The organism is Bacillus sp. SG20033 (genome assembly GCF_044570195.1).
GTDB classification, from domain to species: Bacteria; Bacillota; Bacilli; order Bacillales; family Bacillaceae; genus Bacillus; species Bacillus subtilis.
The window spans coordinates 1223812-1245763 of the sequence record NZ_CP172606.1; the positions used below are offsets into that span (position 1 = coordinate 1223812).

The 21952-nt window shown below is 43.5% G+C and carries 28 protein-coding genes and 1 riboswitch; of the genes, 20 read left to right on the top strand and 8 right to left on the bottom strand.

What is annotated here, in order from left to right; genetic code table 11:
• The first annotated feature begins 10 nt into the window (after positions 1-10).
• From yjbM to ACFVP7_RS06345, 3 genes are read left to right on the top strand one after another with little or no spacing between them, the layout of a single operon-like run.
• On the top strand, positions 11-646 hold the full coding sequence (gene yjbM, locus ACFVP7_RS06335) for a GTP diphosphokinase (RefSeq protein WP_003245294.1): 636 nt from the start codon (positions 11-13) through the stop codon (positions 644-646).
• A gap of 18 nt (positions 647-664) precedes the next feature.
• Positions 665-1465, top strand: coding sequence for an NAD kinase (locus ACFVP7_RS06340; protein ID WP_003232918.1), 801 nt, complete (start codon positions 665-667; stop codon positions 1463-1465).
• 14 nt (positions 1466-1479) lie between these two features.
• A complete protein-coding gene (locus ACFVP7_RS06345; protein ID WP_166668892.1) occupies positions 1480-2379 on the top strand; it encodes an RluA family pseudouridine synthase in 900 nt (299 codons plus the stop codon).
• A 12-nt stretch (positions 2380-2391) separates the two neighbouring features.
• On the opposite strand, the gene prpE is transcribed toward ACFVP7_RS06345, so the two are convergent.
• Complete coding sequence (gene prpE, locus ACFVP7_RS06350; RefSeq protein ID WP_338733231.1) at positions 2392-3126, bottom strand: bis(5'-nucleosyl)-tetraphosphatase PrpE; 735 nt, start codon at positions 3124-3126, stop codon at positions 2392-2394.
• 234 nt (positions 3127-3360) lie between these two features.
• Here prpE and ACFVP7_RS06355 point away from each other — a divergent pair, with 234 nt between their 5' ends.
• The 10 genes from ACFVP7_RS06355 (at position 3361) to cotO (ending at position 12353) form a co-directional block, all read left to right on the top strand.
• Entirely contained in the window at positions 3361-5205 is a 1845-nt protein-coding gene (locus ACFVP7_RS06355) for a monovalent cation:proton antiporter family protein (RefSeq protein WP_015715673.1), read from the top strand.
• A gap of 61 nt (positions 5206-5266) precedes the next feature.
• A riboswitch (TPP riboswitch) is annotated at positions 5267-5375 on the top strand.
• Between the two features lie 78 nt (positions 5376-5453).
• A complete protein-coding gene (tenA, locus tag ACFVP7_RS06360; RefSeq protein WP_003232909.1) occupies positions 5454-6164 on the top strand; it encodes a thiaminase II in 711 nt (236 codons plus the stop codon).
• A complete protein-coding gene (gene tenI / locus ACFVP7_RS06365; RefSeq protein WP_338733235.1) occupies positions 6139-6756 on the top strand; it encodes a thiazole tautomerase TenI in 618 nt (205 codons plus the stop codon). Before tenA ends, tenI begins: the two co-directional genes overlap by 26 nt.
• Positions 6740-7849 (top strand): glycine oxidase ThiO, encoded by a 1110-nt coding sequence (thiO, locus tag ACFVP7_RS06370; RefSeq protein ID WP_338733237.1) that lies wholly within the window; start codon positions 6740-6742, stop codon positions 7847-7849. Before tenI ends, thiO begins: the two co-directional genes overlap by 17 nt.
• Complete coding sequence (gene thiS / locus ACFVP7_RS06375) at positions 7849-8049, top strand: sulfur carrier protein ThiS (RefSeq protein WP_072173897.1); 201 nt, start codon at positions 7849-7851, stop codon at positions 8047-8049. Before thiO ends, thiS begins: the two co-directional genes overlap by 1 nt.
• Positions 8046-8816 (top strand): thiazole synthase, encoded by a 771-nt coding sequence (gene thiG / locus ACFVP7_RS06380; RefSeq protein ID WP_010886483.1) that lies wholly within the window; start codon positions 8046-8048, stop codon positions 8814-8816. The genes thiS and thiG overlap by 4 nt, the downstream gene beginning before the upstream one ends.
• A complete protein-coding gene (thiF, locus tag ACFVP7_RS06385) occupies positions 8813-9823 on the top strand; it encodes a thiazole biosynthesis adenylyltransferase ThiF (RefSeq protein ID WP_033883575.1) in 1011 nt (336 codons plus the stop codon). The genes thiG and thiF overlap by 4 nt, the downstream gene beginning before the upstream one ends.
• Before the next feature lie 18 nt (positions 9824-9841).
• Positions 9842-10657 (top strand): bifunctional hydroxymethylpyrimidine kinase/phosphomethylpyrimidine kinase, encoded by an 816-nt coding sequence (thiD, locus tag ACFVP7_RS06390; protein WP_014479462.1) that lies wholly within the window; start codon positions 9842-9844, stop codon positions 10655-10657.
• A gap of 135 nt (positions 10658-10792) precedes the next feature.
• Positions 10793-11569: an enoyl-ACP reductase FabI gene (gene fabI / locus ACFVP7_RS06395; RefSeq protein WP_003232896.1), complete on the top strand. Its 777-nt coding sequence runs from the start codon at positions 10793-10795 to the stop codon at positions 11567-11569.
• 100 nt (positions 11570-11669) lie between these two features.
• On the top strand, positions 11670-12353 hold the full coding sequence (gene cotO, locus ACFVP7_RS06400) for a spore coat protein CotO (RefSeq protein ID WP_080265338.1): 684 nt from the start codon (positions 11670-11672) through the stop codon (positions 12351-12353).
• A 91-nt stretch (positions 12354-12444) separates the two neighbouring features.
• Here the strand turns inward: cotO and cotZ are convergent, their stop codons facing one another.
• The 5 genes from cotZ to ACFVP7_RS06425 all read right to left on the bottom strand — a co-directional run bounded on the left by cotZ (position 12445) and on the right by ACFVP7_RS06425 (position 14990).
• Positions 12445-12894, bottom strand: a complete 450-nt coding sequence (gene cotZ / locus ACFVP7_RS06405; RefSeq protein WP_014479464.1) for a spore coat protein CotZ — start codon at positions 12892-12894, stop codon at positions 12445-12447.
• A gap of 127 nt (positions 12895-13021) precedes the next feature.
• The gene (gene cotY, locus ACFVP7_RS06410; RefSeq protein ID WP_014479465.1) at positions 13022-13510 is read right to left on the bottom strand and encodes a spore coat protein CotY; all 489 of its coding nucleotides are present in this window, start codon (positions 13508-13510) and stop codon (positions 13022-13024) included.
• Between the two features lie 151 nt (positions 13511-13661).
• A complete protein-coding gene (locus tag ACFVP7_RS06415) occupies positions 13662-14153 on the bottom strand; it encodes a spore coat protein (RefSeq protein WP_069838994.1) in 492 nt (163 codons plus the stop codon).
• Between the two features lie 87 nt (positions 14154-14240).
• A complete protein-coding gene (locus ACFVP7_RS06420; protein WP_069838993.1) occupies positions 14241-14561 on the bottom strand; it encodes a spore coat protein in 321 nt (106 codons plus the stop codon).
• Positions 14562-14603: 42 nt separating this feature from the next.
• Positions 14604-14990 (bottom strand): spore coat protein, encoded by a 387-nt coding sequence (locus tag ACFVP7_RS06425; RefSeq protein WP_069838992.1) that lies wholly within the window; start codon positions 14988-14990, stop codon positions 14604-14606.
• A 152-nt stretch (positions 14991-15142) separates the two neighbouring features.
• Between ACFVP7_RS06425 and yjcA the strand changes: the two genes are divergently transcribed.
• From yjcA to spoVIF, 4 genes are all read left to right on the top strand, one after another.
• On the top strand, positions 15143-15499 hold the full coding sequence (gene yjcA, locus ACFVP7_RS06430; RefSeq protein WP_338733247.1) for a sporulation protein YjcA: 357 nt from the start codon (positions 15143-15145) through the stop codon (positions 15497-15499).
• A gap of 281 nt (positions 15500-15780) precedes the next feature.
• Complete coding sequence (locus tag ACFVP7_RS06435; RefSeq protein WP_017695696.1) at positions 15781-15987, top strand: hypothetical protein; 207 nt, start codon at positions 15781-15783, stop codon at positions 15985-15987.
• Between the two features lie 81 nt (positions 15988-16068).
• Positions 16069-16218 carry a sporulation protein YjcZ gene (yjcZ, locus tag ACFVP7_RS06440; protein ID WP_003232872.1) on the top strand — a complete coding sequence of 50 codons (150 nt, stop codon included), beginning with the start codon at positions 16069-16071 and terminating at the stop codon, positions 16216-16218.
• Positions 16219-16350: 132 nt separating this feature from the next.
• On the top strand, positions 16351-16605 hold the full coding sequence (gene spoVIF, locus ACFVP7_RS06445) for a sporulation-specific transcription regulator SopVIF (RefSeq protein WP_003232870.1): 255 nt from the start codon (positions 16351-16353) through the stop codon (positions 16603-16605).
• A gap of 73 nt (positions 16606-16678) precedes the next feature.
• On the opposite strand, the gene ACFVP7_RS06450 is transcribed toward spoVIF, so the two are convergent.
• The gene (locus ACFVP7_RS06450; RefSeq protein ID WP_338733251.1) at positions 16679-18958 is read right to left on the bottom strand and encodes an ATP-dependent helicase; all 2280 of its coding nucleotides are present in this window, start codon (positions 18956-18958) and stop codon (positions 16679-16681) included.
• 116 nt (positions 18959-19074) lie between these two features.
• Between ACFVP7_RS06450 and ACFVP7_RS06455 the strand changes: the two genes are divergently transcribed.
• From ACFVP7_RS06455 to ACFVP7_RS06465, 3 genes are all read left to right on the top strand, one after another.
• The gene (locus tag ACFVP7_RS06455; protein WP_124059729.1) at positions 19075-19329 is read left to right on the top strand and encodes a hypothetical protein; all 255 of its coding nucleotides are present in this window, start codon (positions 19075-19077) and stop codon (positions 19327-19329) included.
• A 245-nt stretch (positions 19330-19574) separates the two neighbouring features.
• Positions 19575-21062 carry a pre-toxin TG domain-containing protein gene (locus tag ACFVP7_RS06460; RefSeq protein WP_396583052.1) on the top strand — a complete coding sequence of 496 codons (1488 nt, stop codon included), beginning with the start codon at positions 19575-19577 and terminating at the stop codon, positions 21060-21062.
• 11 nt (positions 21063-21073) lie between these two features.
• On the top strand, positions 21074-21427 hold the full coding sequence (locus tag ACFVP7_RS06465; protein ID WP_124059730.1) for a hypothetical protein: 354 nt from the start codon (positions 21074-21076) through the stop codon (positions 21425-21427).
• Between the two features lie 93 nt (positions 21428-21520).
• On the opposite strand, the gene ACFVP7_RS06470 is transcribed toward ACFVP7_RS06465, so the two are convergent.
• The gene (locus ACFVP7_RS06470) at positions 21521-21952 is read right to left on the bottom strand and encodes a GNAT family N-acetyltransferase (RefSeq protein WP_124059731.1); all 432 of its coding nucleotides are present in this window, start codon (positions 21950-21952) and stop codon (positions 21521-21523) included.

A 21952-nucleotide genomic window follows, 5' to 3' on the forward strand; every position in this document is an offset into this window, starting at 1 on the left:
GGGATGTATGATGGATGACAAACAATGGGAGCGTTTTTTAGTGCCGTACCGCCAGGCTGTCGAAGAGTTGAAAGTGAAGCTCAAGGGGATCCGCACACTATATGAATACGAGGACGACCATTCACCGATCGAATTTGTGACCGGACGCGTCAAGCCTGTGGCGAGCATACTTGAAAAAGCGAGACGGAAAAGCATACCGCTGCATGAAATTGAAACCATGCAGGATATCGCTGGCCTTAGAATCATGTGCCAATTTGTCGATGACATCCAAATCGTAAAAGAGATGCTTTTTGCCAGAAAAGATTTCACCGTTGTGGATCAGAGGGATTATATTGCGGAACATAAAGAGAGCGGATACCGGTCATATCATCTTGTTGTGCTGTACCCTTTGCAGACGGTATCCGGAGAAAAGCATGTTCTCGTGGAAATACAGATCCGTACACTGGCGATGAATTTTTGGGCGACCATTGAGCATTCATTGAATTATAAATACAGCGGAAACATTCCTGAAAAAGTAAAACTAAGGCTTCAGCGCGCTTCTGAAGCGGCTTCCCGGCTTGATGAAGAGATGTCGGAGATCAGGGGTGAAGTACAGGAAGCTCAAGCTGCCTTTTCAAGAAAGAAAAAAGGAAGCGAGCAACAATAGGTAAAGGGGAAGAAGAGCATGAAATTTGCCGTATCATCAAAAGGAGATCAAGTTTCTGATACGCTGAAAAGCAAAATACAGGCGTATTTATTGGATTTTGATATGGAACTGGATGAAAATGAACCGGAAATCGTTATTTCAGTCGGAGGCGACGGAACGCTTTTGTATGCTTTTCACAGATACAGCGACCGCTTGGACAAAACAGCATTTGTCGGCGTTCACACAGGTCATCTGGGTTTTTATGCCGACTGGGTTCCTCATGAAATTGAAAAACTTGTTCTTGCCATCGCGAAAACGCCGTATCATACAGTCGAATATCCGCTTCTCGAAGTCATTGTGACCTATCACGAAAACGAGCGGGAAGAAAGATACTTAGCTTTGAATGAATGTACGATTAAAAGCATCGAAGGAAGCCTTGTTGCTGATGTGGAAATCAAGGGGCAGCTCTTTGAAACCTTCCGGGGCGACGGCCTCTGCCTGTCAACTCCGTCAGGCAGCACAGCCTACAATAAGGCGCTGGGCGGAGCGATTATCCATCCGTCAATCAGGGCGATCCAGCTTGCGGAAATGGCTTCAATTAATAACCGCGTGTTCCGTACGGTCGGGTCACCTCTGCTTCTCCCATCCCATCATGATTGCATGATTAAGCCGAGAAACGAAGTTGACTTTCAAGTGACGATTGACCATTTAACCCTTCTCCATAAGGATGTAAAGTCGATCCGCTGCCAGGTTGCATCCGAAAAAGTGCGGTTTGCGAGATTCCGTCCGTTTCCATTTTGGAAAAGAGTCCAGGATTCGTTTATTGGAAAAGGTGAATAGAAAGAGGACATATCGTGGAGCATTTTTTTATCAGAAAGAACATTACTTCCGCTGAGGACGGGATGACTGTAAAAGAATATGCCGGTGAACTGGGAATTTCGAAACGTCTGCTGACCGATATTAAGTTTGGCGGGGGAGACCTGCAGATTAACGGTGAGCATGTGACGGTCAAATACGTGTTGAAAGAGGGAGATCTTCTTATCGTGAAGTTTCCTGAGGAACAGGTGAGCGAGACGCTGTTGGCAGAGCCTGTTCCGCTCGATATCCTTTATGAGGATGAACATGTGCTTGTGATAAACAAGCAGCCGTATGTGTCATCAATCCCTTCGAGAGAGCACCCCTCCGGCAGCATTGCCAATGGAATTATTGATCATTATCAAACAACCGGAGTGAGGGCGACAGTACATCTTGTCACCCGGCTAGACCGGGATACATCAGGTGTCATGCTTGTTGCCAAGCATCGATTTGCCCACTCCATTTTATCGTCTGCGCAAAAAAACGGCCTTGTGAAACGCCGGTATGCAGCAGTGGTTCACGGGCGGATGGCACAGATGGAGGGAACAGTCGATGCTCCGATTGGCAGACATCCTGACAGTATTATTGAACGGACGGTAACGCCAGACGGCCAGAAGGCTGTTACTCATTTTTACGTCACATGTGCAAATGAAGACATGACCTCGGTGGCATTGCAGCTTGAGACTGGACGAACCCATCAAATTCGTGTTCATATGAGCTATCTCGGGCACCCGTTGTGCGGCGATACACTGTACGGCGGAACGAGACAGGAAATTGGCCGACAGGCTCTGCACAGCGAGCATCTTTCATTTATCCATCCGCTGACACAGGAGAACATGACGTTTCATGCTCCACTGCCTCAGGATATGAGAAAACTGATAAAAGGAGAGAATCATTGATTCTCTCCTTTTTTATATGGGGCGAAATCTTGATTCGTCGTAAGGCAGGGAGCTTGGAACAGAGACGGTTTCTATTTCTGGAAAGCGAAAGCCAGTCAGTTGATTTCCGAACACGCAGCCTGTATCAATGTTGATGGTGCGATTGACCTTCCGAGGCTCTTTCACAGGTGTATGACCGTATACCACCCAAGCCTTTCCATTATAGGCTGCCGCCCAATCACGTCTGACGGGTCTGCCGTCCGGATATGTTTCACCCGTCACGTCACCGTAAAGCACAAAGTCCTTCACTCTGCGGGTATATTTGCCGATATCGTCAGCTCTTATGCCAGCATGGGCGACAACTAATTCTCCATTATGTAAGATGTCGTAAAGCGGCGCTGTTTCGTACAGCTTCATAAACTGTTCGCTGACTGATTTTCTCTCATCTTTGGAAAGTTTTTCAAGATCTGCTGCTGTTGTTTCGAGACCATGCATCACTTTTACCGGATTTCCTTTTAAGTAACGATATAATTTATTGCAATGGTTTCCCGGGACATAACGCACAGCGCCTTTTTCGTAAGCGCCGGCTACAAATCGGATGACCTCTATCGATTTGGGCCCTCTGTCAGTTAAATCTCCGGCAAAAACAAGCACCCTGCCTTCTTCATGGACAGGTACTCCATTTTTGATTGTATAGCCAAGCTTTTGGATTAATGCAGTCATTTCGTCATAGCAGCCATGAATATCGCTGATGATATCGTAAGCCATGCGGTATCCTCCTTACCGATTGTTTTATTTATTATGAAGCAAAGTGTTGTGAGTCATCACAAGCTTTTATGTGCAAATTATAGAAGAAGAATCATTTTCTAAACAGGATTAAGACCTTATCACTTTATTTTTCATCATCACCCTTGTTAAAATCGCGTTATGTTTTTTAAAAATGAGGTTTTGTTCTCTGAGTGAGAACTAGCATAACCCTGACTTAAAAAGGAGGTTCTGATTATGGCGCATACATCTGTCGCATCTTTAGTTGTTGTACTTATCGTTGCATTTTTGACACCCATCCTTTTGCATCGGTTTAAACTCAGCATCCCGGTTGTTGTTGCTGAAATCATTATGGGGCTGATAATTGGGAAAAGCGGCCTTAATTTAGTTGTGGAGGGTGACACCTGGCTCCAGACACTCTCTATGCTCGGATTTATCTTTTTAATGTTTTTAAGCGGGCTTGAAATTGATTTTTCGTCGTTTGAGAAAGGAAAGAAAAAGCAGTTCCTGCCGAATGGCAAGGAAGCGCCGAATACGTTTGCTGCGGCATCTGTTATTTTCGTCGGTATTTTTATTTTATCATTGCTCTTGTCCTATGGGTTCGTCTTGGCCGGATTTATCCAAAATGCATTTTTGATGACCCTGATTATTTCAACGATTTCATTAGGCGTTGTCGTTCCAACATTAAAAGAAGAACGGATCATGAATTCGAATATCGGGCAGATTATTTTGCTTGTTGCTGTTATTGCTGATTTGGCCACGATGATTCTTCTTGCTGTTTTTTCTTCTTTATACGGAGAGGACAGCGGAAACATGTGGCTCCTGATGATTCTGTTTGCGGCCGGAGTGGTGCTTTACTTTTTCGGCCGGGTCTTCAAACATCGCTCTTTTGTTCAGTCCATGTCAAAAGGGACGATCCAGATCGGGACGCGTGCCATTTTTACGTTAATTATTGTACTCGTTGCCCTGTCTGAATCACTTGGGGCGGAAAATATTCTCGGCGCTTTCTTAGCGGGGGTTCTTGTTTCCCTGCTTTCGCCAAACAAAGAACTTGTTCAGCAGCTGGACTCATTCGGTTATGGGTTCTTAATACCGATTTTCTTCGTGATGGTCGGTGTGAAACTTGATATTTGGACTCTTTTCCAGGATAAAACAATTTTAATCATGATTCCGCTCCTGCTGCTGGCGCTGTTAGTCAGCAAAATCATTCCTGTCATGTACTTAAAGAAGTGGTATGATAACCGAACCATTTTCGCGTCTGGTTTCTTGCTGACATCAACGCTTTCGCTCGTGATTGCCGCTGCAACAATCGGCCAGCAGCTTCACGTGATTAGCGCAAATATGTCAGGAGCGCTAATTTTAGTAGCCGTCATTGCAAGTATTTTTACGCCGATCTGTTTTAAAAAATTATACAAACGGGAAGAGCAGCCGGAGGAGAAAAAGACGATTACGTTCATTGGCGCCAATCAAATGACTTTGCCTGTTACACTTGAATTGCCAGAGGAAGAGTATGACGTGCGTGTTGTACACGTCTACCAAGAGAATGCGGAGGAAAAGCTGTCAGAATCAGTGTTTGCTGTTGAAACAATTTCTGACTATGAACACGAGACGCTTGAATCACTCGGCATTTTTGAAACGGATATCCTCGTTGTGGCGACAGGAAATGAAGATATGAATGCAGACATTGCATTACTTGCAAAAGAAAAAGGCACAGAAAGAGTAATTGCAAGCGTAGGATCACCGGAGCATGAAGCAGCTCTGAAGGAGCAGGGAATCAGCATTTTTTCTATTCTGCTGTCGACAAAAACGCTGCTTCGCGCACTGATTGAAGCGCCTGGCGTCATGAAGCTGCTCACGAACCAAGAGTCTTCGCTGTATCAAATTAATATGGAGAACAGTAAATATGATGGTGTCATTTTACGGGAATTCCCTTTAACAGGTGACGTCATCTTTGTCAGGATCTTCAGAGGTGTGGACAGCATTGTTCCTCATGGGGATACAAGGCTGAAACTTGGAGACCGTTTAATTGTCACCGGATCTCGGGGGTACGTAACGGATCTTAAGAAAACATTGGAAGGATAAATCTTGACCAAATAAGGATTCGTGTTAATATAGAGGTGCAGAACAATTCAATATGTATTCGTTTAACCACTAGGGGTGTCCTTCATAAGGGCTGAGATAAAAGTGTGACTTTTAGACCCTCATAACTTGAACAGGTTCAGACCTGCGTAGGGAAGTGGAGCGGTATTTGTGTTATTTTACTATGCCAATTCCAAACCACTTTTCCTTGCGGGAAAGTGGTTTTTTTATTTTCAGAGGGGGAATGATTTGTGAAGTTTTCAGAAGAATGCCGCAGTGCAGCCGCAGAATGGTGGGAGGGGAGCTTTGTCCATCCGTTCGTTCAAGGAATCGGTGACGGAACGCTTCCGATTGACCGTTTTAAATACTACGTACTTCAGGATTCCTATTATTTAACGCATTTTGCAAAGGTGCAGTCATTTGGCGCCGCTTATGCGAAGGATCTTTATACAACGGGGCGGATGGCAAGCCATGCCCAAGGTACATATGAGGCGGAAATGGCGCTTCATCGGGAGTTTGCCGAGCTGTTGGAAATCAGCGAGGAAGAGCGTAAGGCGTTTAAGCCGTCTCCTACTGCGTATTCTTATACATCCCATATGTACCGTTCGGTTTTGAGCGGGAATTTCGCAGAAATCTTAGCGGCCTTGCTGCCATGCTATTGGCTCTATTACGAGGTTGGTGAGAAATTGCTGCATTGTGATCCTGGGCATCCAATTTATCAGAAGTGGATTGGCACATATGGCGGTGATTGGTTTAGACAACAGGTCGAGGAGCAAATCAACCGCTTTGATGAGCTGGCGGAAAACAGCACGGAGGAAGTGCGTGCCAAGATGAAAGAGAATTTTGTCATCTCCAGCTACTATGAATATCAATTTTGGGGAATGGCCTATCGAAAAGAAGGCTGGTCTGACAGCGCCATAAAAGAGGTGGAGGAATGTGGAGCTTCACGCCATAACGGATGACAGCAAGCCGGTAGAAGAGCTAGCGAGAATCATCATTACGATTCAGAATGAAGTTGATTTTATTCATATTCGGGAACATTCAAAATCGGCGGCCGATATTTTGAAACTGCTCGAGCTTATTTTTGAAGGCGGTATAGATAAACGAAAACTGGTGATGAACGGGCGCGTGGATATTGCGCTTTTCTCTACTATTCACCGCGTGCAGCTGCCAAGCGGCAGCTTTTCACCGAAGCAGGTCAGAGCCAGATTTCCACACCTTCATATCGGGAGGTCGGTGCATTCACTTGAGGAAGCGGTTCAAGCAGAAAAGGAAGACGCGGACTACGTGCTGTTCGGCCATGTGTTTGAAACGGATTGCAAAAAGGGTCTTGAAGGCAGAGGAGTATCTTTGCTGTCAGATATCAAACAGCGGATTTCCATCCCGGTTATAGCCATCGGGGGGATGACGCCAGACAGGTTAAGAGACGTAAAACAAGCAGGGGCAGACGGCATTGCTGTTATGTCAGGAATTTTCTCTTCCGCTGAGCCCTTGGAAGCAGCCAGACGATATTCCCGCAAGCTAAAGGAGATGCGCTATGAAAAGGCATTATGAAGCAGTGGTGATTGGAGGCGGAATTATCGGTTCCGCGATTGCTTATCATTTGGCAAAGGAAAACAAAAGCGCCGCATTGTTTGAAAGCGGAACAATGGGCGGCAGAACGACAAGTGCCGCTGCTGGAATGCTGGGCGCCCATGCCGAATGCGAGGAACGTGACGCGTTTTTTGATTTCGCTATGCACAGTCAGCGTCTGTACAAAGGTCTTGGAGAAGAGCTTTATGCATTATCCGGTGTGGATATCAGGCAGCATAACGGCGGTATGTTTAAGCTTGCATTTTCTGAAGAAGATGTGCTGCAGCTGAGACAGATGGACGATTTGGACTCTGTCAGCTGGCATTCAAAAGAAGAGGTGTTAGAAAAAGAGCCGTATGCGTCTGGTGACATCTTTGGTGCATCTGTTATTCAGGATGATGTGCATGTGGAGCCTTATTTTGTTTGCAAGGCATATGGGAAAGCAGCAAAAATGCTTGGGGCGGAGATTTTTGAGCATACGCCCGTCCTGCATGTCGAACGTGACGGTGAAGCCCTGTCCATCAAGACCCCTAGCGGAGACGTATGGGCTAATCATGTTGTCGTTGCCAGCGGGGTGTGGAGCGGAATGTTTTTTAAACAGCTTGGACTTAACAATGCTTTTCTTCCTGTAAAAGGGGAGTGCCTGTCCGTTTGGAATGATGATATCCCGCTGACAAAAACGCTTTACCATGATCACTGCTATATCGTACCGAGAAAAAGCGGAAGACTGGTTGTCGGCGCGACAATGAAGCCGGGGGACTGGAGTGAAACACCAGATCTTGGCGGATTGGAATCTGTTATGAAAAAAGCAAAAACGATGCTGCCGGCTATACAGAATATGAAGGTGGATCGTTTTTGGGCGGGACTCCGTCCGGGAACAAAGGATGGAAAACCGTACATCGGCAGACATCCTGAGGACAGCCGTATTTTATTTGCGGCTGGCCATTTCAGAAACGGGATCCTGCTTGCTCCAGCAACGGGCGCTTTGATCAGTGATCTCATCATGAATAAAGAGGTCAACCAAGACTGGCTGCACGCATTCCGAATTGATCGCAAGGAGGCGGTTCAGATATGATGCTACAGCTGAACGGTAAAGACGTGAAGTGGGAAAAAGACACAGGTACAATTCAAGACCTGCTGGCGTCGTATCAGCTTGAAAATAAAATCGTTATCGTGGAAAGAAATAAAGAAATAATCGGGAAAGAACGCTATCACGAGGTTGAGCTTTGTGATCGTGATGTCATTGAAATTGTCCATTTTGTAGGAGGCGGATGAGCATGTTAACAATTGGCGGAAAATCATTTCAATCAAGATTGCTGCTGGGCACGGGGAAATACCCATCGTTTGACATTCAAAAGGAAGCAGTAGCTGTTTCTGAGTCTGATATTTTAACATTTGCTGTAAGGAGAATGAACATCTTTGAAGCATCTCAGCCGAATTTTTTGGAACAGCTTGATTTATCCAAATATACGCTTTTGCCGAATACAGCGGGCGCCAGCACTGCTGAAGAAGCGGTTCGGATTGCAAGGCTGGCGAAAGCGTCAGGCCTTTGTGACATGATTAAAGTTGAAGTCATCGGATGCAGCCGTTCCTTGCTGCCTGACCCTGTTGAGACATTAAAAGCGTCTGAACAGCTTCTTGAAGAAGGCTTTATTGTGCTCCCGTACACGTCGGATGACGTTGTGCTGGCGAGAAAGCTGGAAGAGCTCGGCGTTCATGCCATCATGCCGGGTGCATCTCCGATTGGATCAGGACAAGGAATCTTAAATCCTTTGAATCTGTCATTTATTATTGAACAGGCGAAAGTGCCGGTCATCGTGGATGCGGGAATCGGCTCGCCTAAAGATGCGGCATACGCAATGGAGCTTGGAGCGGATGGCGTACTGCTCAATACGGCTGTATCGGGCGCTGACGATCCTGTGAAAATGGCTCGTGCCATGAAGCTCGCAGTGGAAGCAGGGCGCCTTTCTTATGAGGCGGGCCGAATCCCGCTTAAGCAATACGGAACGGCAAGCAGTCCGGGAGAAGGTCTTCCTGTATGACAGGCAGGTATTCAAGGCAGGAGCTGTTTGCTCCGATCGGCCCATCCGGCCAGAAAAAATTGAAAGAAGCGCGCGCCGTGATTATCGGCGCCGGCGCGCTCGGAACAGCCAGTGCAGAAATGCTGGTGAGAGCGGGAGTCGGCTCTGTGAAAATTGCCGACAGAGATTATGTTGAATGGAGCAACCTCCAGCGCCAGCAGCTTTATACAGAAGATGATGTCAAAAAAGAAATGCCGAAAGCAGCCGCTGCGGAGCGCCGTCTCCGTTCGATTAACAGCGATGTTGATGTGACCGGCCTTGTCATGGATGTGACAGCAGAAAATATCTTCGAGCTGATTAGGGATGCATCAATTATAGTGGATGCGGCTGATAATTTTGAAACCCGCCTGATCGTAAATGATGCTGCGGTAAAGGAAGGGATTCCTTTTCTTTACGGTGCCTGTGTAGGGAGCTACGGCCTCACCTTTACCGTGGTGCCGGGTTCTACTCCTTGCCTGCATTGCTTGCTCGATACACTTCCGATTGGCGGAGCAACATGTGACACAGCTGGCATCATCAGTCCGGCTGTTTTGCAGGTAGCAGTCTTTCAGGTAACAGATGCACTGAAGCTGCTGACGGGAGAGGAGTGCGAGCCGGTGCTGCGCTCCTTTGATTTGTGGAAAAACGAGCGGTCAGAAGTGAGAGCGGCCAGTCTCAAACATGACGCATGCCCAAGCTGCGGCACAAAGGATTTTCCGTTTTTGTCATATGAAAATCAAACAAAAGCGGCTGTATTGTGCGGCAGGAACACGGTGCAGATCAGATCATCTATTACGAAAGAAGCGGATCTTGAAGCGCTTGCCGGTCAGCTGAGGCAGGCCGGGCTTGAAGTAGCTGCGAACCCGTATTTAATTTCCTGCCGCTCGGATGATATGAAAATGGTGCTGTTCCGGGACGGCAGAGCTTTGATCCATGGAACAAATGATATTGCCCGGGCAAAATCCATTTATCATAAATGGATCGGGTAATAAAAGGAGTGTAGTGTAATGAGTATATATAAAGCATTGACAATCGCCGGATCAGATTCAGGCGGCGGCGCAGGGATACAGGCTGATATTAAAACCTTTCAAGAGCTTGATGTATTCGGAATGTCTGCGATTACAGCGGTAACCGCTCAAAATACGCTTGGCGTTCATGGGGTGCATCCGCTGACTGTAGAGGCGTTGAGACAGCAAATTGACGCTGTTGCTGAGGATTTGAGACCGGATGCAGTCAAAACGGGAATGCTCTGGAATGCCGACATGATTGAAGAAGTGGCAAGAAAAATTGACGAGTACGGATTCAATCGTGTAATTGTTGATCCGGTTATGATCGCAAAGGGCGGGGCATCCTTGCTGCGTGATGAGTCAGTTGCCACCTTAAAGGAGTTGCTCATTCCAAGAAGCTACGCGATTACGCCGAATGTCCCGGAAGCAGAAACGCTGACAGGAATGACAATCAGCTCGCTGGATGACCGGAAAAAAGCAGCAGAGCAGCTCGTCAAGATGGGTGCGCAGCATGTCATTATCAAAGGCGGGCACCAGCCTGAGGACAATCACATTACTGACCTTCTTTTTGATGGCAGCATGTTTATGCAAATCACCCATCCTTATATCAATACGAAGCATACGCATGGCACAGGCTGCACCTTTGCTGCAGCTTTAACGGCCCAAACGGCTAAAGGAGACAGCATCCATCAGGCATTTGAGGTTGCGGCCAACTTTGTCCGTGAAGCGGTGGAAAATACGCTCGGCATCGGATCGGGACACGGGCCGACAAACCATTTCGCTTTTAAACGAAACAGCTTAAATACAAGCCGATGAGATCACCAGCTGATGGTGATCTCTTTTGCGTTTGCTACGGTATGCGCTTTTCATCTGGACAAGGTTATGATATGATAGAAATTAAGATCAGGTACTAATACTATGTCTTTATTAAATATAGGAGGCTTTATACATATGAATTTTTCACTTGAAGGCCGCAACATTGTTGTGATGGGGGTAGCCAACAAACGCAGCATCGCCTGGGGCATTGCGCGTTCTTTACATGAAGCGGGTGCACGTTTGATTTTCACATACGCTGGTGAACGCCTGGAGAAATCCGTTCACGAGCTTGCCGGAACATTAGACCGCAACGATTCCATCATCCTCCCTTGCGATGTTACAAACGACGCAGAAATCGAAACTTGCTTCGCAAGCATTAAGGAGCAGGTCGGTGTAATCCACGGTATCGCGCATTGTATCGCGTTTGCCAACAAGGAAGAGCTTGTGGGCGAATACTTAAACACAAATCGTGACGGCTTCCTTTTGGCTCATAACATCAGCTCATATTCTCTGACTGCTGTTGTCAAAGCGGCACGTCCGATGATGACTGAAGGCGGAAGCATTGTCACTTTGACGTACCTTGGCGGAGAGCTTGTGATGCCAAACTACAACGTTATGGGTGTAGCAAAAGCTTCTCTTGATGCAAGTGTGAAATATTTAGCTGCTGACTTAGGAAAAGAAAATATCCGCGTCAACAGCATTTCTGCCGGCCCGATCAGAACATTATCTGCTAAAGGCATCAGCGATTTCAACTCTATCTTAAAAGACATCGAAGAGCGTGCACCGCTTCGCCGCACGACAACACCTGAAGAAGTGGGCGATACAGCTGCATTCTTGTTCAGCGATATGTCCCGCGGGATTACAGGTGAAAATCTTCACGTTGATTCAGGTTTCCATATCACTGCCCGCTAAGCAGGATCTATATCAAGCAATCCCGAATAGGGATTGCTTTTTTATTTCTTCTGATTTTCAGCTTTCTGTCATATAGATAGAATATGACACAATCGGAGGGATGAAGATGTCTAATAAGAAAAGAAACGCGGATAAAAAACCGCTCATGTATATTGTTCAGCCGGATTATGCAGAAACTACAAGGTCATCCATGCAGGAGATTGTCATCAAAAGAAAGGCCGACAAACCCGCTCCGCCAAAAGCTGAGGAAAAGCCGGCTTACCATGAGAAGCAGCAGGAGGAAGCTGTGGCACAGGATGTCCTGCAAGAAGACCAAAAGCCTGCAGCCGAACCAGTGAGTCAGCAAATACAAGAGGTGAGAGAGCCAGAGAACATAAAAAGCCAAGAGGAACAGAAAGCAGAGCCGCAGGCCGTAGAAGAAACCGTCGAACACGAGCCCCCGAAAGCAGAAAAAAAGGAAGAGCCTGCACTTGAGGCCCGGAAGCCTGAGAAAGAACCGGAAGCTGTCCATAGTGCTGATAAAGCGGAGGAAAAAGCACCGCCGGCACGAAAAGTGAAAAAACCGATGAGCAAGATGACGATCCACGAAAAAATTGATTTTTTAACAAAGCTGCCTCATAACATGCCGAGAGCGCTTTGTTTGATTGAAGCCAATGGAAGAACGTACAGGGGCGTGATTGTCGGAAGAAGAAATGATTCCGTCCTGCTTCGAACAACCGGAAACGGAGCCCCAACCGAACTGGCAATTGATGATATTACCTCTTTGCACCCGCTCGGTTTTTAACGAAAAAGAAAAAAGCTGCCCGGCTGATGTTGCCGGACAGCTTTTTTCATAGAGAAAAGCCTGCAGGCCTGCAAGCTTTTCCAGCTTATGATTAATGCTGATGATGTGTACGATTGATTAATCGAGGATTTAAGCAGTTGATTGCGCAGAAGCAGTCTAAGTCAACTTCAATACAGTAGTTCGTTTTTTCGAGTCGGAACACTTCACACACCGTATCTTTATCGGTGAAGTCCAAAATGTGTTTGTGTTCGTCAAATGCGATTAATAATGACAGTGTTGCGCAGCTTCCATGCACTCTTTCGACCCTGAAAAATACTGTATTAAAGCAAGGGCCGTTATCGAGTTCGCCGACATTTCCGAAGGCGACTAATGGCGTTGATTTTGATGTAAATATTGCAAAAGGCACTGTGTCGCCTAACGAATGGCTTACAGATAAAAGCTTAGAGTGGCAGCCGGTCGGGCAGTCTTCTTCAACAGCGTTTTGCAGATCTTCAATATTTTCTACAGCTTCACGCACGCAGCTTGATGTTTTCTGGCTCATATTATCCCTCCTGCCTTATAAATTTGAGACTGGCGAAATGATGGAGAGTCAGCTGCCTCACGCTGGAAGCAGCTGAATGATTTGCACCTGTAATAGAGTTTGGAAGGGGATTCCTCTTTACAAGTGATTATCCATTGTGATGATGCTTTTTATCTTTATGAGGCGATGTTCTGTCAACTAGCTCTGGTGACAGGCACTGAATCGCGCAGAAGCATCCGAGATCCACTTCAATGCAGAAATCTGTTTTTTCTAGCCCGAAGAAATCCGGGTCGCAAGGGTGGCAAACACTTAAGGTATCGCCTTTAACATCGACCGGGCGTAGAATCGACAGGGTTGCACAGCAATCACATAATTTTTCAACGCGGAAGAAAATGGACTCAAAGCATTGCATATCATCCACAAATCCCCCCACGTTTCCGAATGTGGAGAACAATCCGCCTTTTTTATCAAACAAGAGAAACGGAATTGTGTCTTTACCTGCAATTGTCGGATTCAAAAGGTTTGTATAGCAGCCAGTCGGACACTGTTCCTCAACTGCCTCCTGCTCTGCTAAAATCTTTTCCACTGCATCGCATACACAGTTCTCATGCCGGCCATGGGTTTTTCCGCAGCTCATTGATTTCAGCTCCTTCTTTATAGGGTATTTGACTTTAGTCCTTAACAACATATGTACCCGTGCCCCACTTGGTGTGGGTGAACGTCTATATATTCATCATATGCTTGGAAAATAAGAAAAAGCAGAGCGTTTTTGGCTCTGCTTTTAGAGATTAGATGATAATCAGAACACCGAAAATTGCTACAAGGGCATTGATTAAGACTGTAACGAGGGTCGCAGCATCTTGATCGAGTGTAGTGACGTTTACGCAACGCGAGTTATCGATAAGAATTTTTTGACGGTTCAATTGCTTACTTTCTGTAAGCTGTAATAAATCTTGAGCAACTAGTTCAGCAAGCGTTTCATCTGTGATAACTGCTAATGTAACGATTACAACTAAAGCATTAATAGAAACAAATACTGAAGTTAATGCCTGTTGATCTACGGATTGAACATTAACATCACAAGAGTCCCTAATTACAATCATTTCTTCAGAGATTTGTCTGTTGAGGTGAGCTTGAATAACATCTTGATCTACAAAGGCCTCATTAAATCCGAAGCCTTTTAAGTTACAGCAACCATCGCATTTTTTTTCTTCTTTTATTTCTCTAGGGTGATCACAGTCTGGATCTAAAGCTACCCATGAATAAGGTCTGCTTTCCATTTTTATTCCTCCTTTTCTTTTACTTTTATTAAATGAAAGATAGTTTCATTTTGATTGAGGCATTCATCTTGGTTCATATCACTATTTTTATTGATCTTTTTTATTTTGGCGTTTCTGCTTTAATTGCTGAATTAATTGTTCTCTGCGGGTGTTTTGTTTTTCGGTTCTTAGGTTCGTTTTTTCTGTAATAGTTCTATTTTTATTTTGATTATCTGCTAGAGCCTGTGCTTTTTCTTTAACATCGTTGAGCATTTTTAAGAACATTTCTTTTTCTTCATCTGATAATTTCTTCATTTTATCTTTTGTAACACCATGCTTTTTTAGAACGTTGTCTACAAGCAATTTAGTCATTGGATCCATTGCTGGAAGTTTTGAAAGTTCTTCTTTCAGTTTTTCATTATCTGACATTTGTTTTCACCTCAATTTGTAGTTTTTAGGAAAAAGAAAGAGCTAAAGGATGCCTGATGCAATAATAAAAGTATCAATTACCTGAGTTAACATTTGAATAAAGGTTATTGTTTGGTCTGAATGAAGAGTGACTCTGATATTTCGGCTGTTTATGATTTTTATGGTTGTTCTTTTTTTGGTTTGACTTTTGTCAAGAAAGAGGAGTTCACTTGCGATGGTATCAGCCAAATCTTCATCTGTTATAACAAGTTGTACGGCTAAAAAGAGCATGGCTGAGAGTGTTGCTTGTATAGAAAGTGAGGATGTGATATGCGTCGTGTCAATAATTATATTTTCGCAATCAATGATTTCAATCTGCTGAATAAATTCATTTGTCAATTGCTCTAATATTGCAGGATGCAAGGATTCAACTTTTTCTTCAATCGACATAACCTTCACTCCTTTCTTATCCATACTGTATATAATGCAATTCAGGTGAAAAGTGTAATAAGAAAAATAACCAAATTTTATGGGGACAAGATGCAATTCATAAATTACAGGGACTCGGCATATAAGTGAAAGGTGATGAAAGGAGTGACCAAGTGGTTATTAATTGGCTTTCCCTTTTTCTTCTTTCGCTTGCGGTCTTTCGGCTCGCCCGCCTGCTGGTGTTTGACACGATTATGGCGCCGCTTCGCAGTCTGTTTCATGAAGAGAAGGAAGAAAAGGATGCGGACGGGAATATTCAAACCTATATCGTGATTAAAGGAACCGGTGTCAGGGCGTTTATTGGTGAATTGCTGAGCTGCTATTGGTGCACAGGCGTGTGGTGCGCCGGCTTTTTGATTTTATGCCAGGCGTTGATCCCGCAAGCGGCGCAGTGGCTGATTTTACTTTTGGCGATCGCCGGCCTTGCCGGCATCATAGAAACGCTCGTATCAAAATGGCTGCAAGAATAAGGCGTTACCACCAGCAACTTTCTGTCAGAATACGCATAAAGTAGCATATATGACATAAGGAAAGGAAGGGGACAAAAATGAATCAACATAATAAACCTTCCCAAAAATCTCCATATACAGATTCATCGTATCAATCAAAAAAGATAAAAAAGAAAGGCTGCGGGTGCGGAAATAAAAAGAAAAAGCCTCAATAGCCTGGCAAAGAAACCGGAGAACTCCGGTTTTTTGTTTTTTTAACGGGGCGGCCTCGCTCAGCATATATCATAAGCGGGGGGATAAAAGTGAATGAGTTTGAAAAATGGATAGAAGGAAGATATGAACCACACGAACAAAAGCAAAAAGAGTATGAAGACACGATGGGCCGTATCAGAAAAGACTTGGATGCATTTGATAAAGCCGGTCTGGAATTTGAAGATGAGATTGAAGAGCTGGCTGAAAAAACGGAGGCCTTACTTAAAAAACATCAAGCTCAATATGATCAATCGTAAATCCGCAAACGCCCTATGCGAATATCCAAGCCGATCCAAGCAGCTCACATAGTGTATAGAGAGTAAAGGAGGTGCTTATCTATGGGCTTTGGATACGGATTCGGCGGCGGCTACGGCGGCGGCTGTTATGGCGGTTATGCTGGCGGTTACGGCGGCGGCTATGGTTCAACATTTGTTTTGTTGGTCGTATTATTCATTCTCCTCATCATCGTAGGTGCATCTTTCTTTTAAGATGTATTGAGGAAGTACGGGTTATAACCCGTGCTTCCTTGCCTTGTGTTTATTTTTAAAAATGTTGGAAAAGCACATTGTATTATGTGCATTCATACAATACCGTATTACTCCGCCAAAAGGAGGCGCATTATGGATAATCAATTTTTTAAGAACATCGAAAAGAAAACAGGTGTGAAGATGCAGGATGTAATGAATCTTGCCGGATCACTCCAAAACGCTAATTTTAAAGATGAAAATACAGTCCGCAGTGTGATTAACCGCGTAGCGCAGATGGCAAACAGACGCGTGCCAAAAGAATTAGAAGATAAAATTGTGGAATCTATTACAAGCGGAAAAGAAAAGCTTGATTTTGGCACGATTTCTAAAATGATGGATAATAAATAAGTGGATGGCCTGGCTGACTCACTGCAGCGGGCCTTTTTTTACCGTAAAAACCCGGCAGTAATCTGCCGGGCTGTTAATGATGCAAGGGCTGTCTTGCTTTCTGTAGCAGGGGATACAAAAATCTTGAGCGGTTGGCTGTTTTGCCGCGCCTGTTAGCGGGGCAAGACAAATATAAATGCTGTTTCGCCCGGGTCATGGCTACATATAAAAGGCGTCTTTCCTCCTCAAGAGCGGCCTCGTCTCCTTTTCTTGCCGTTTCTAATGAGAAATCGTGCGGAATCGAGCCGTCCACAGTGCCTAACACGTAGACTGTTTTGAATTCAAGGCCTTTTGACCGGTGAATGGTCATCAGCTGAACGCCATGTTCATCCGTTCTGTTTTTCTCAGCGGCCCTCATATGGTCTACGTGGGCAAGAAAGTCAGGAATCGTTTTGAACTTCTTGGCGACAACCTTGATGTCGCGCAGGTCATCGGAACCTTTTTCCAGCTTGTTGCCCTCATTGCCCCGCTTTTTTAAATACTCGGAGAAGCCCATTTTTCCTTCTGCAAAGGTGATGGCTTCTACGGGTTTCATTGTGCGGAGGCTTGCGAAAAACGGTACGATTTTCTTTATTTTGTCCAGCTGGAATGGCTTCAGATCAGGCAATTTGGCCAGCGCTTTGATCATGGTACAGTCCTCTGTAATCGAGAGGGCCTTCAGCGTATTCAAAGCGGACTGTTTTAAAAACAAGGCGGGAAGCAAGTGTTTAATCGCCTCGGTGTCATCCTCATTTTGGCTGGCATACAAGTAGGCGAGAATCTGGCGGACGATCCGTCTGCTGTAAAACGATTGGACGCCGCGGTCAGCTGTATACGGAATTGACGATTGATGAAGCCTTTCATAAATAGCACGGCCTCCGCTGTTTGTGCGGTAAAGAACCGCAAAGTCTTCTGGAATGGCTCCATTTTGAATTTTTTCTTTGATATCGGAAACGACCATTGTGGCTTCTTCCTCTTCATCATAAGGATAAAACAGCACAGGGACCTGAATGTCATCGCGGGCCGCTTCAAGCGTTTTGGCATATCTGTTTTTGTTCTTTTTCACAACGATATCAGCACTAGAGACGATCGGGTGCGTAGACCTGTAGTTCGCAGTTAAATAGATCGTCTTCGCTCCCGGATAATCCTTTTGAAAATCAAGAATGAAAGACGGATTGCTTCCGCGAAACGCGTAGATGGACTGGTCATCGTCTCCGACACAGCACAGGTTTTGCTCCGGGCTGGCGAGCATTTGCATGATTTTGTATTGAACCGGATTAATGTCCTGAAACTCATCAATTAAGATATACGTAAACCGAGATTGATATTGTTCCAGAAGGTCAGGCCGCTCGATAAACAATTCATAGCAGGCTGAAGCCATGTCATCAAAGTCAAATTGGCTGTGTTCTTTTTTCTGGCGTTCATAATGTTCATATAAACGATAAACTTGTTTTTCCCACTCATCTTTTAGAGGGATGCGTTCATTTGGGACATAAGTGTTTTTCCAAAAACCGATCTGCTGCAGAGCTTGGTCAACTGGGAATTCTTTCTCATCGATGCCCTCTTCATAGAGTGCTTTTTTGATATATTGTTCCCGCTGCCACTCCATTTTCAGCAGATGCTCACCGTTCCATTTAGCAGAATTAGAGTGATACAAGATCTTATAAAACAGACTGTGGAATGTTCCTGTCACAAGTCTTCTGACTTTTGCCGGCTGTAATCCGTACTGGTTCGCCATACGCTCTTTCATTTCAGCGACAGCTTTTGTTGTAAAGGTGACAAGCAGCATATTTTCAGGCGGTATGCCTAAGTGTTCGATCATGTGGGCGGCACGGGCTGTCAGCACCCGTGTTTTTCCGCTCCCCGCACCTGCAAGCACGAGGAGCGGGCCCTCTGTTTCCGTGACAGCTTTCAGCTGATCCGTGTTTAAACCGACAGACGGAAAAAGGCTCGTATCGGGTTCTATTGTTTTTGGCACAAATGGTGTTCCTGGTTTAATGCTTCTAGGACGGTGCCATTCTGTAACAGCTGGGGACGGGTCAGCGGCGATCGCTTTTCCCTTGGGTAAACGAATCACACCAGATTCCTGATCATCTTCTTTTTTCCCCTCTTTAGAGGGCTTCGGTTCGCACGCCTCCTCACATGCCGGAAAATCGCCTGGCTGGCGATGGATAAACTCTGGCGGATCGGCGATGTTAAGCCGTAACAAAACGGGCTTTTCGCAATGAGAACAAAATAAATGTCCTTTTATTCCCTCTTCAAAGAGGAATTGATAATGTTCTCTCGAATATGTATGTAAATGTATGATTCTATCATTCAGTCGGGCGCATTTCAAAAAGGGGTCCTCCCAATCAAAAGGTGTTCATTACAGACAATGACTATCATATCAAAAGAAATGTGTTTCAAAAAGTAAGTTTAAGGGAAAAGAGACAGCAGAGGGGTGGGTATTGTATGATATATGCAGGTCAAATTCAGAACCAGCAATACGCTCAATATGCTAATAGAACGATTGGACATAAGCAGGATTATGCCGGAACCGAAAAAATCAGCTATGTCCCGTTTCAGCGGGTATACAAAGAACTGGAAAAGCAGCAGGAGAATCAAACGGCAGCTGAAAGAAAAGTAAACGAGATGAAACGTAAGCGCTCTCTTTATAAGGATGATATAAAATTTCACAAAGGATACTTCATTAATGAATATAGATAAAAAATCTCCGATAATAATTCGGAGATTTTTTATTTCAGATTTTTGTAAATAACTCATAGTTTTTAAAATTTAAAATATAAGTCTTTAGAAATATAATTATTGTGAAAGTAGATAAAAATATGATATAAAGGACATTGTTGAATTTTATTGGTAAAATATTAAAAAGGTGGTGCGATTTGATGATTTTACGTAATTGTAGATAAAGTTCAATATTTCGAGTAATATCTAAAAATGGGGGAGTACACTTGAAAAGATTTATTAGTGCAATTTTAATTATTTTTGTTGTATCCATGATTAATTTACCCAATTACATAAAACCAGAAAAAGTTTATGCTGCATCGAAAGAAACTGATGAAGAAAAAATTCTAAGGATACAGAAAGAACTTAAAGTAGTTTTAACGCTTTTGAGTGATTATAACAAAATTAGTGATTCTAACAGTTATTTAGCAAAACTCAGAAAAGAAAGTTTACAAAAAACAATAAATAGTAAGATAAGTAAAATTAATAATGAAATAAATAATGTTGTTGTACCCAAAGCTATTTCTACAATAAATAAAGCAGTTAATATCTATATTAAGTTTTGTAATTTTATTATAGAGCTTGATCGCTTCCTTGACGAAACTGTAAGAGAGATGAAAGAATTTAATGCGCAATTAACAAAAATGAATAAAGAACTTGATAAGATGGATAAAGATGTATCCAAAATATATAAAGATATTACAAAAGATACGGATGAGATAGAAAAAAACTGTAAAGAGGTTAGTAAAAGTATTGATGAATCAAACAAGGAGTTGAAGAAAACAGGAAAAGAGTTGGATCGATTAAATAAATTAAATTTTGACTATCTTAATGAAACAAACAAAGAATTAGATAAGGCTAATAAAGACATAAACAAAAGTCTTAATGGTGCTGTTAAAGCTATGAATCAAATGAATAAAGGGATAAACCAGGCGGTAGATGGTGTTAATGAAGTAAATAGTGCTCTTAATAAGACTTCAAAAGCCATGGACAAAACCTCAAATGCTTTAAATAATTTAGGGAAAATCTCCATTAATACTAATTATTATACTGTTGAAAGTACGAAAACCGATACTTTTAAAGATCTTAATAAAAAATCGAATGAATTAAAACACAAGGAAAAAGAGCTGAATCAACTAAACGTTGATGTGATATCTTATAAAAAGAAATCAAATGTAAATACAACTGCCCTATCGTTATTTTTCGATGTTTTGCCTGTAGTATCTAACTTTAAAGCGGCGGGGGATGTTATTAGAGGGAAAGATTTAGTATCCGATAAAAAATTATCTTCCGTTGATAGGCTTCTTGCAGGAGTTAGTATAGCCGGATCTGGATATGTAAAGGTTGCAGGTAAAGCAGTTAAAAATATGGAAAAAGCAGAAAAAGTAGAAAAAGAATTGAGTCATCATGAAGGTGCGAAAAAGGCTGGGGAAGTTGGAAATTTTGGAGGGAAGCTTAATGCTAAAAACATTCCTAATATGTCTAAAAAGGAAATTTTAAATTCTATACCTTCGGATTGGAAATATACTGAACATAATGGTTTTACTCATGTTAGAGATACAAGTGGAAATATCCGAATGAGAATTGATCCTCCTGATAAAATGACAAAGTATGACCATGTTCATTTATTCGATAAAACTGGAAATCCTCTTGATAAAAATTTGAAAATAGTCGATAGAAAAAGTCCAGATGCTCATATACCATATAAGAAGTGAGGTGATTTATTGTGAAAGCTGAGCAAATCCAAAGAGATCTTGAAAGTTTACACTATTGGGATGCAAGGGTCCTACAATTAGAGTCTTATTTTTTCGGTGATGAAATAACAATGATATTTGAAGATACAGACAGTAATGTAAAGTTATCTTTTACCGGTTGTTCAAAATTTTCATTTATTACGGCTCCTGATGATAGAATAAAACCTCTAAAAGATTTGGCAAAGTCTCAAATCCCTTATTTTCTTCAGGATATTGAAATTTCACCATTTCAAAGCGAAGGGCAGGAATTATTAAAATGTGAAATTTTAATGCCTCCTTTAAATGTTGAAATTGTATGTAATTCTATTTCTATTAACAAGGTATAAGTTTTTGAAAACCTAAGGATCTCAAGTAAGAGGGCCTTAGGTTTTTAATCAATTTTTGATTTGTAACTATACGTATATAAGCCATGTAGAAGATTAATAAGAATTATATTTAATCATTTTTTTGTGCGGAATGCCGGCATCGAGGAATTCTTTTTCAGAAAGCACGCGATACCCGTGTTTCTTGTAAAACGGCACAGCCTGTGTTTGCGCGTTTAAAATGAAACCGGAAGCGCCTCCGTCTGCCGCGGCTTTTTCGAGCGCTTTCATAATGATGCCGCCGACACCGGCTGAGCGGTGGCTTTTCAGTACGCAAATCCGCTCTAACTTGCCGTAGCCGTCCTTCATGCGCCATCTTCCGGCACCGACAGGCTTTTCACCGTCATACACGACGATATGCTCTGACTCATTTTCAAGTTCGTCAATTTCTTCTTCAGCAGGCACGTTTTGTTCTTTGACAAAGACTTCTTCTCTTACATAGAATGCATCTTTCAGTTGTTCTTCATTTTTTGCGATAACTGCTTTCAA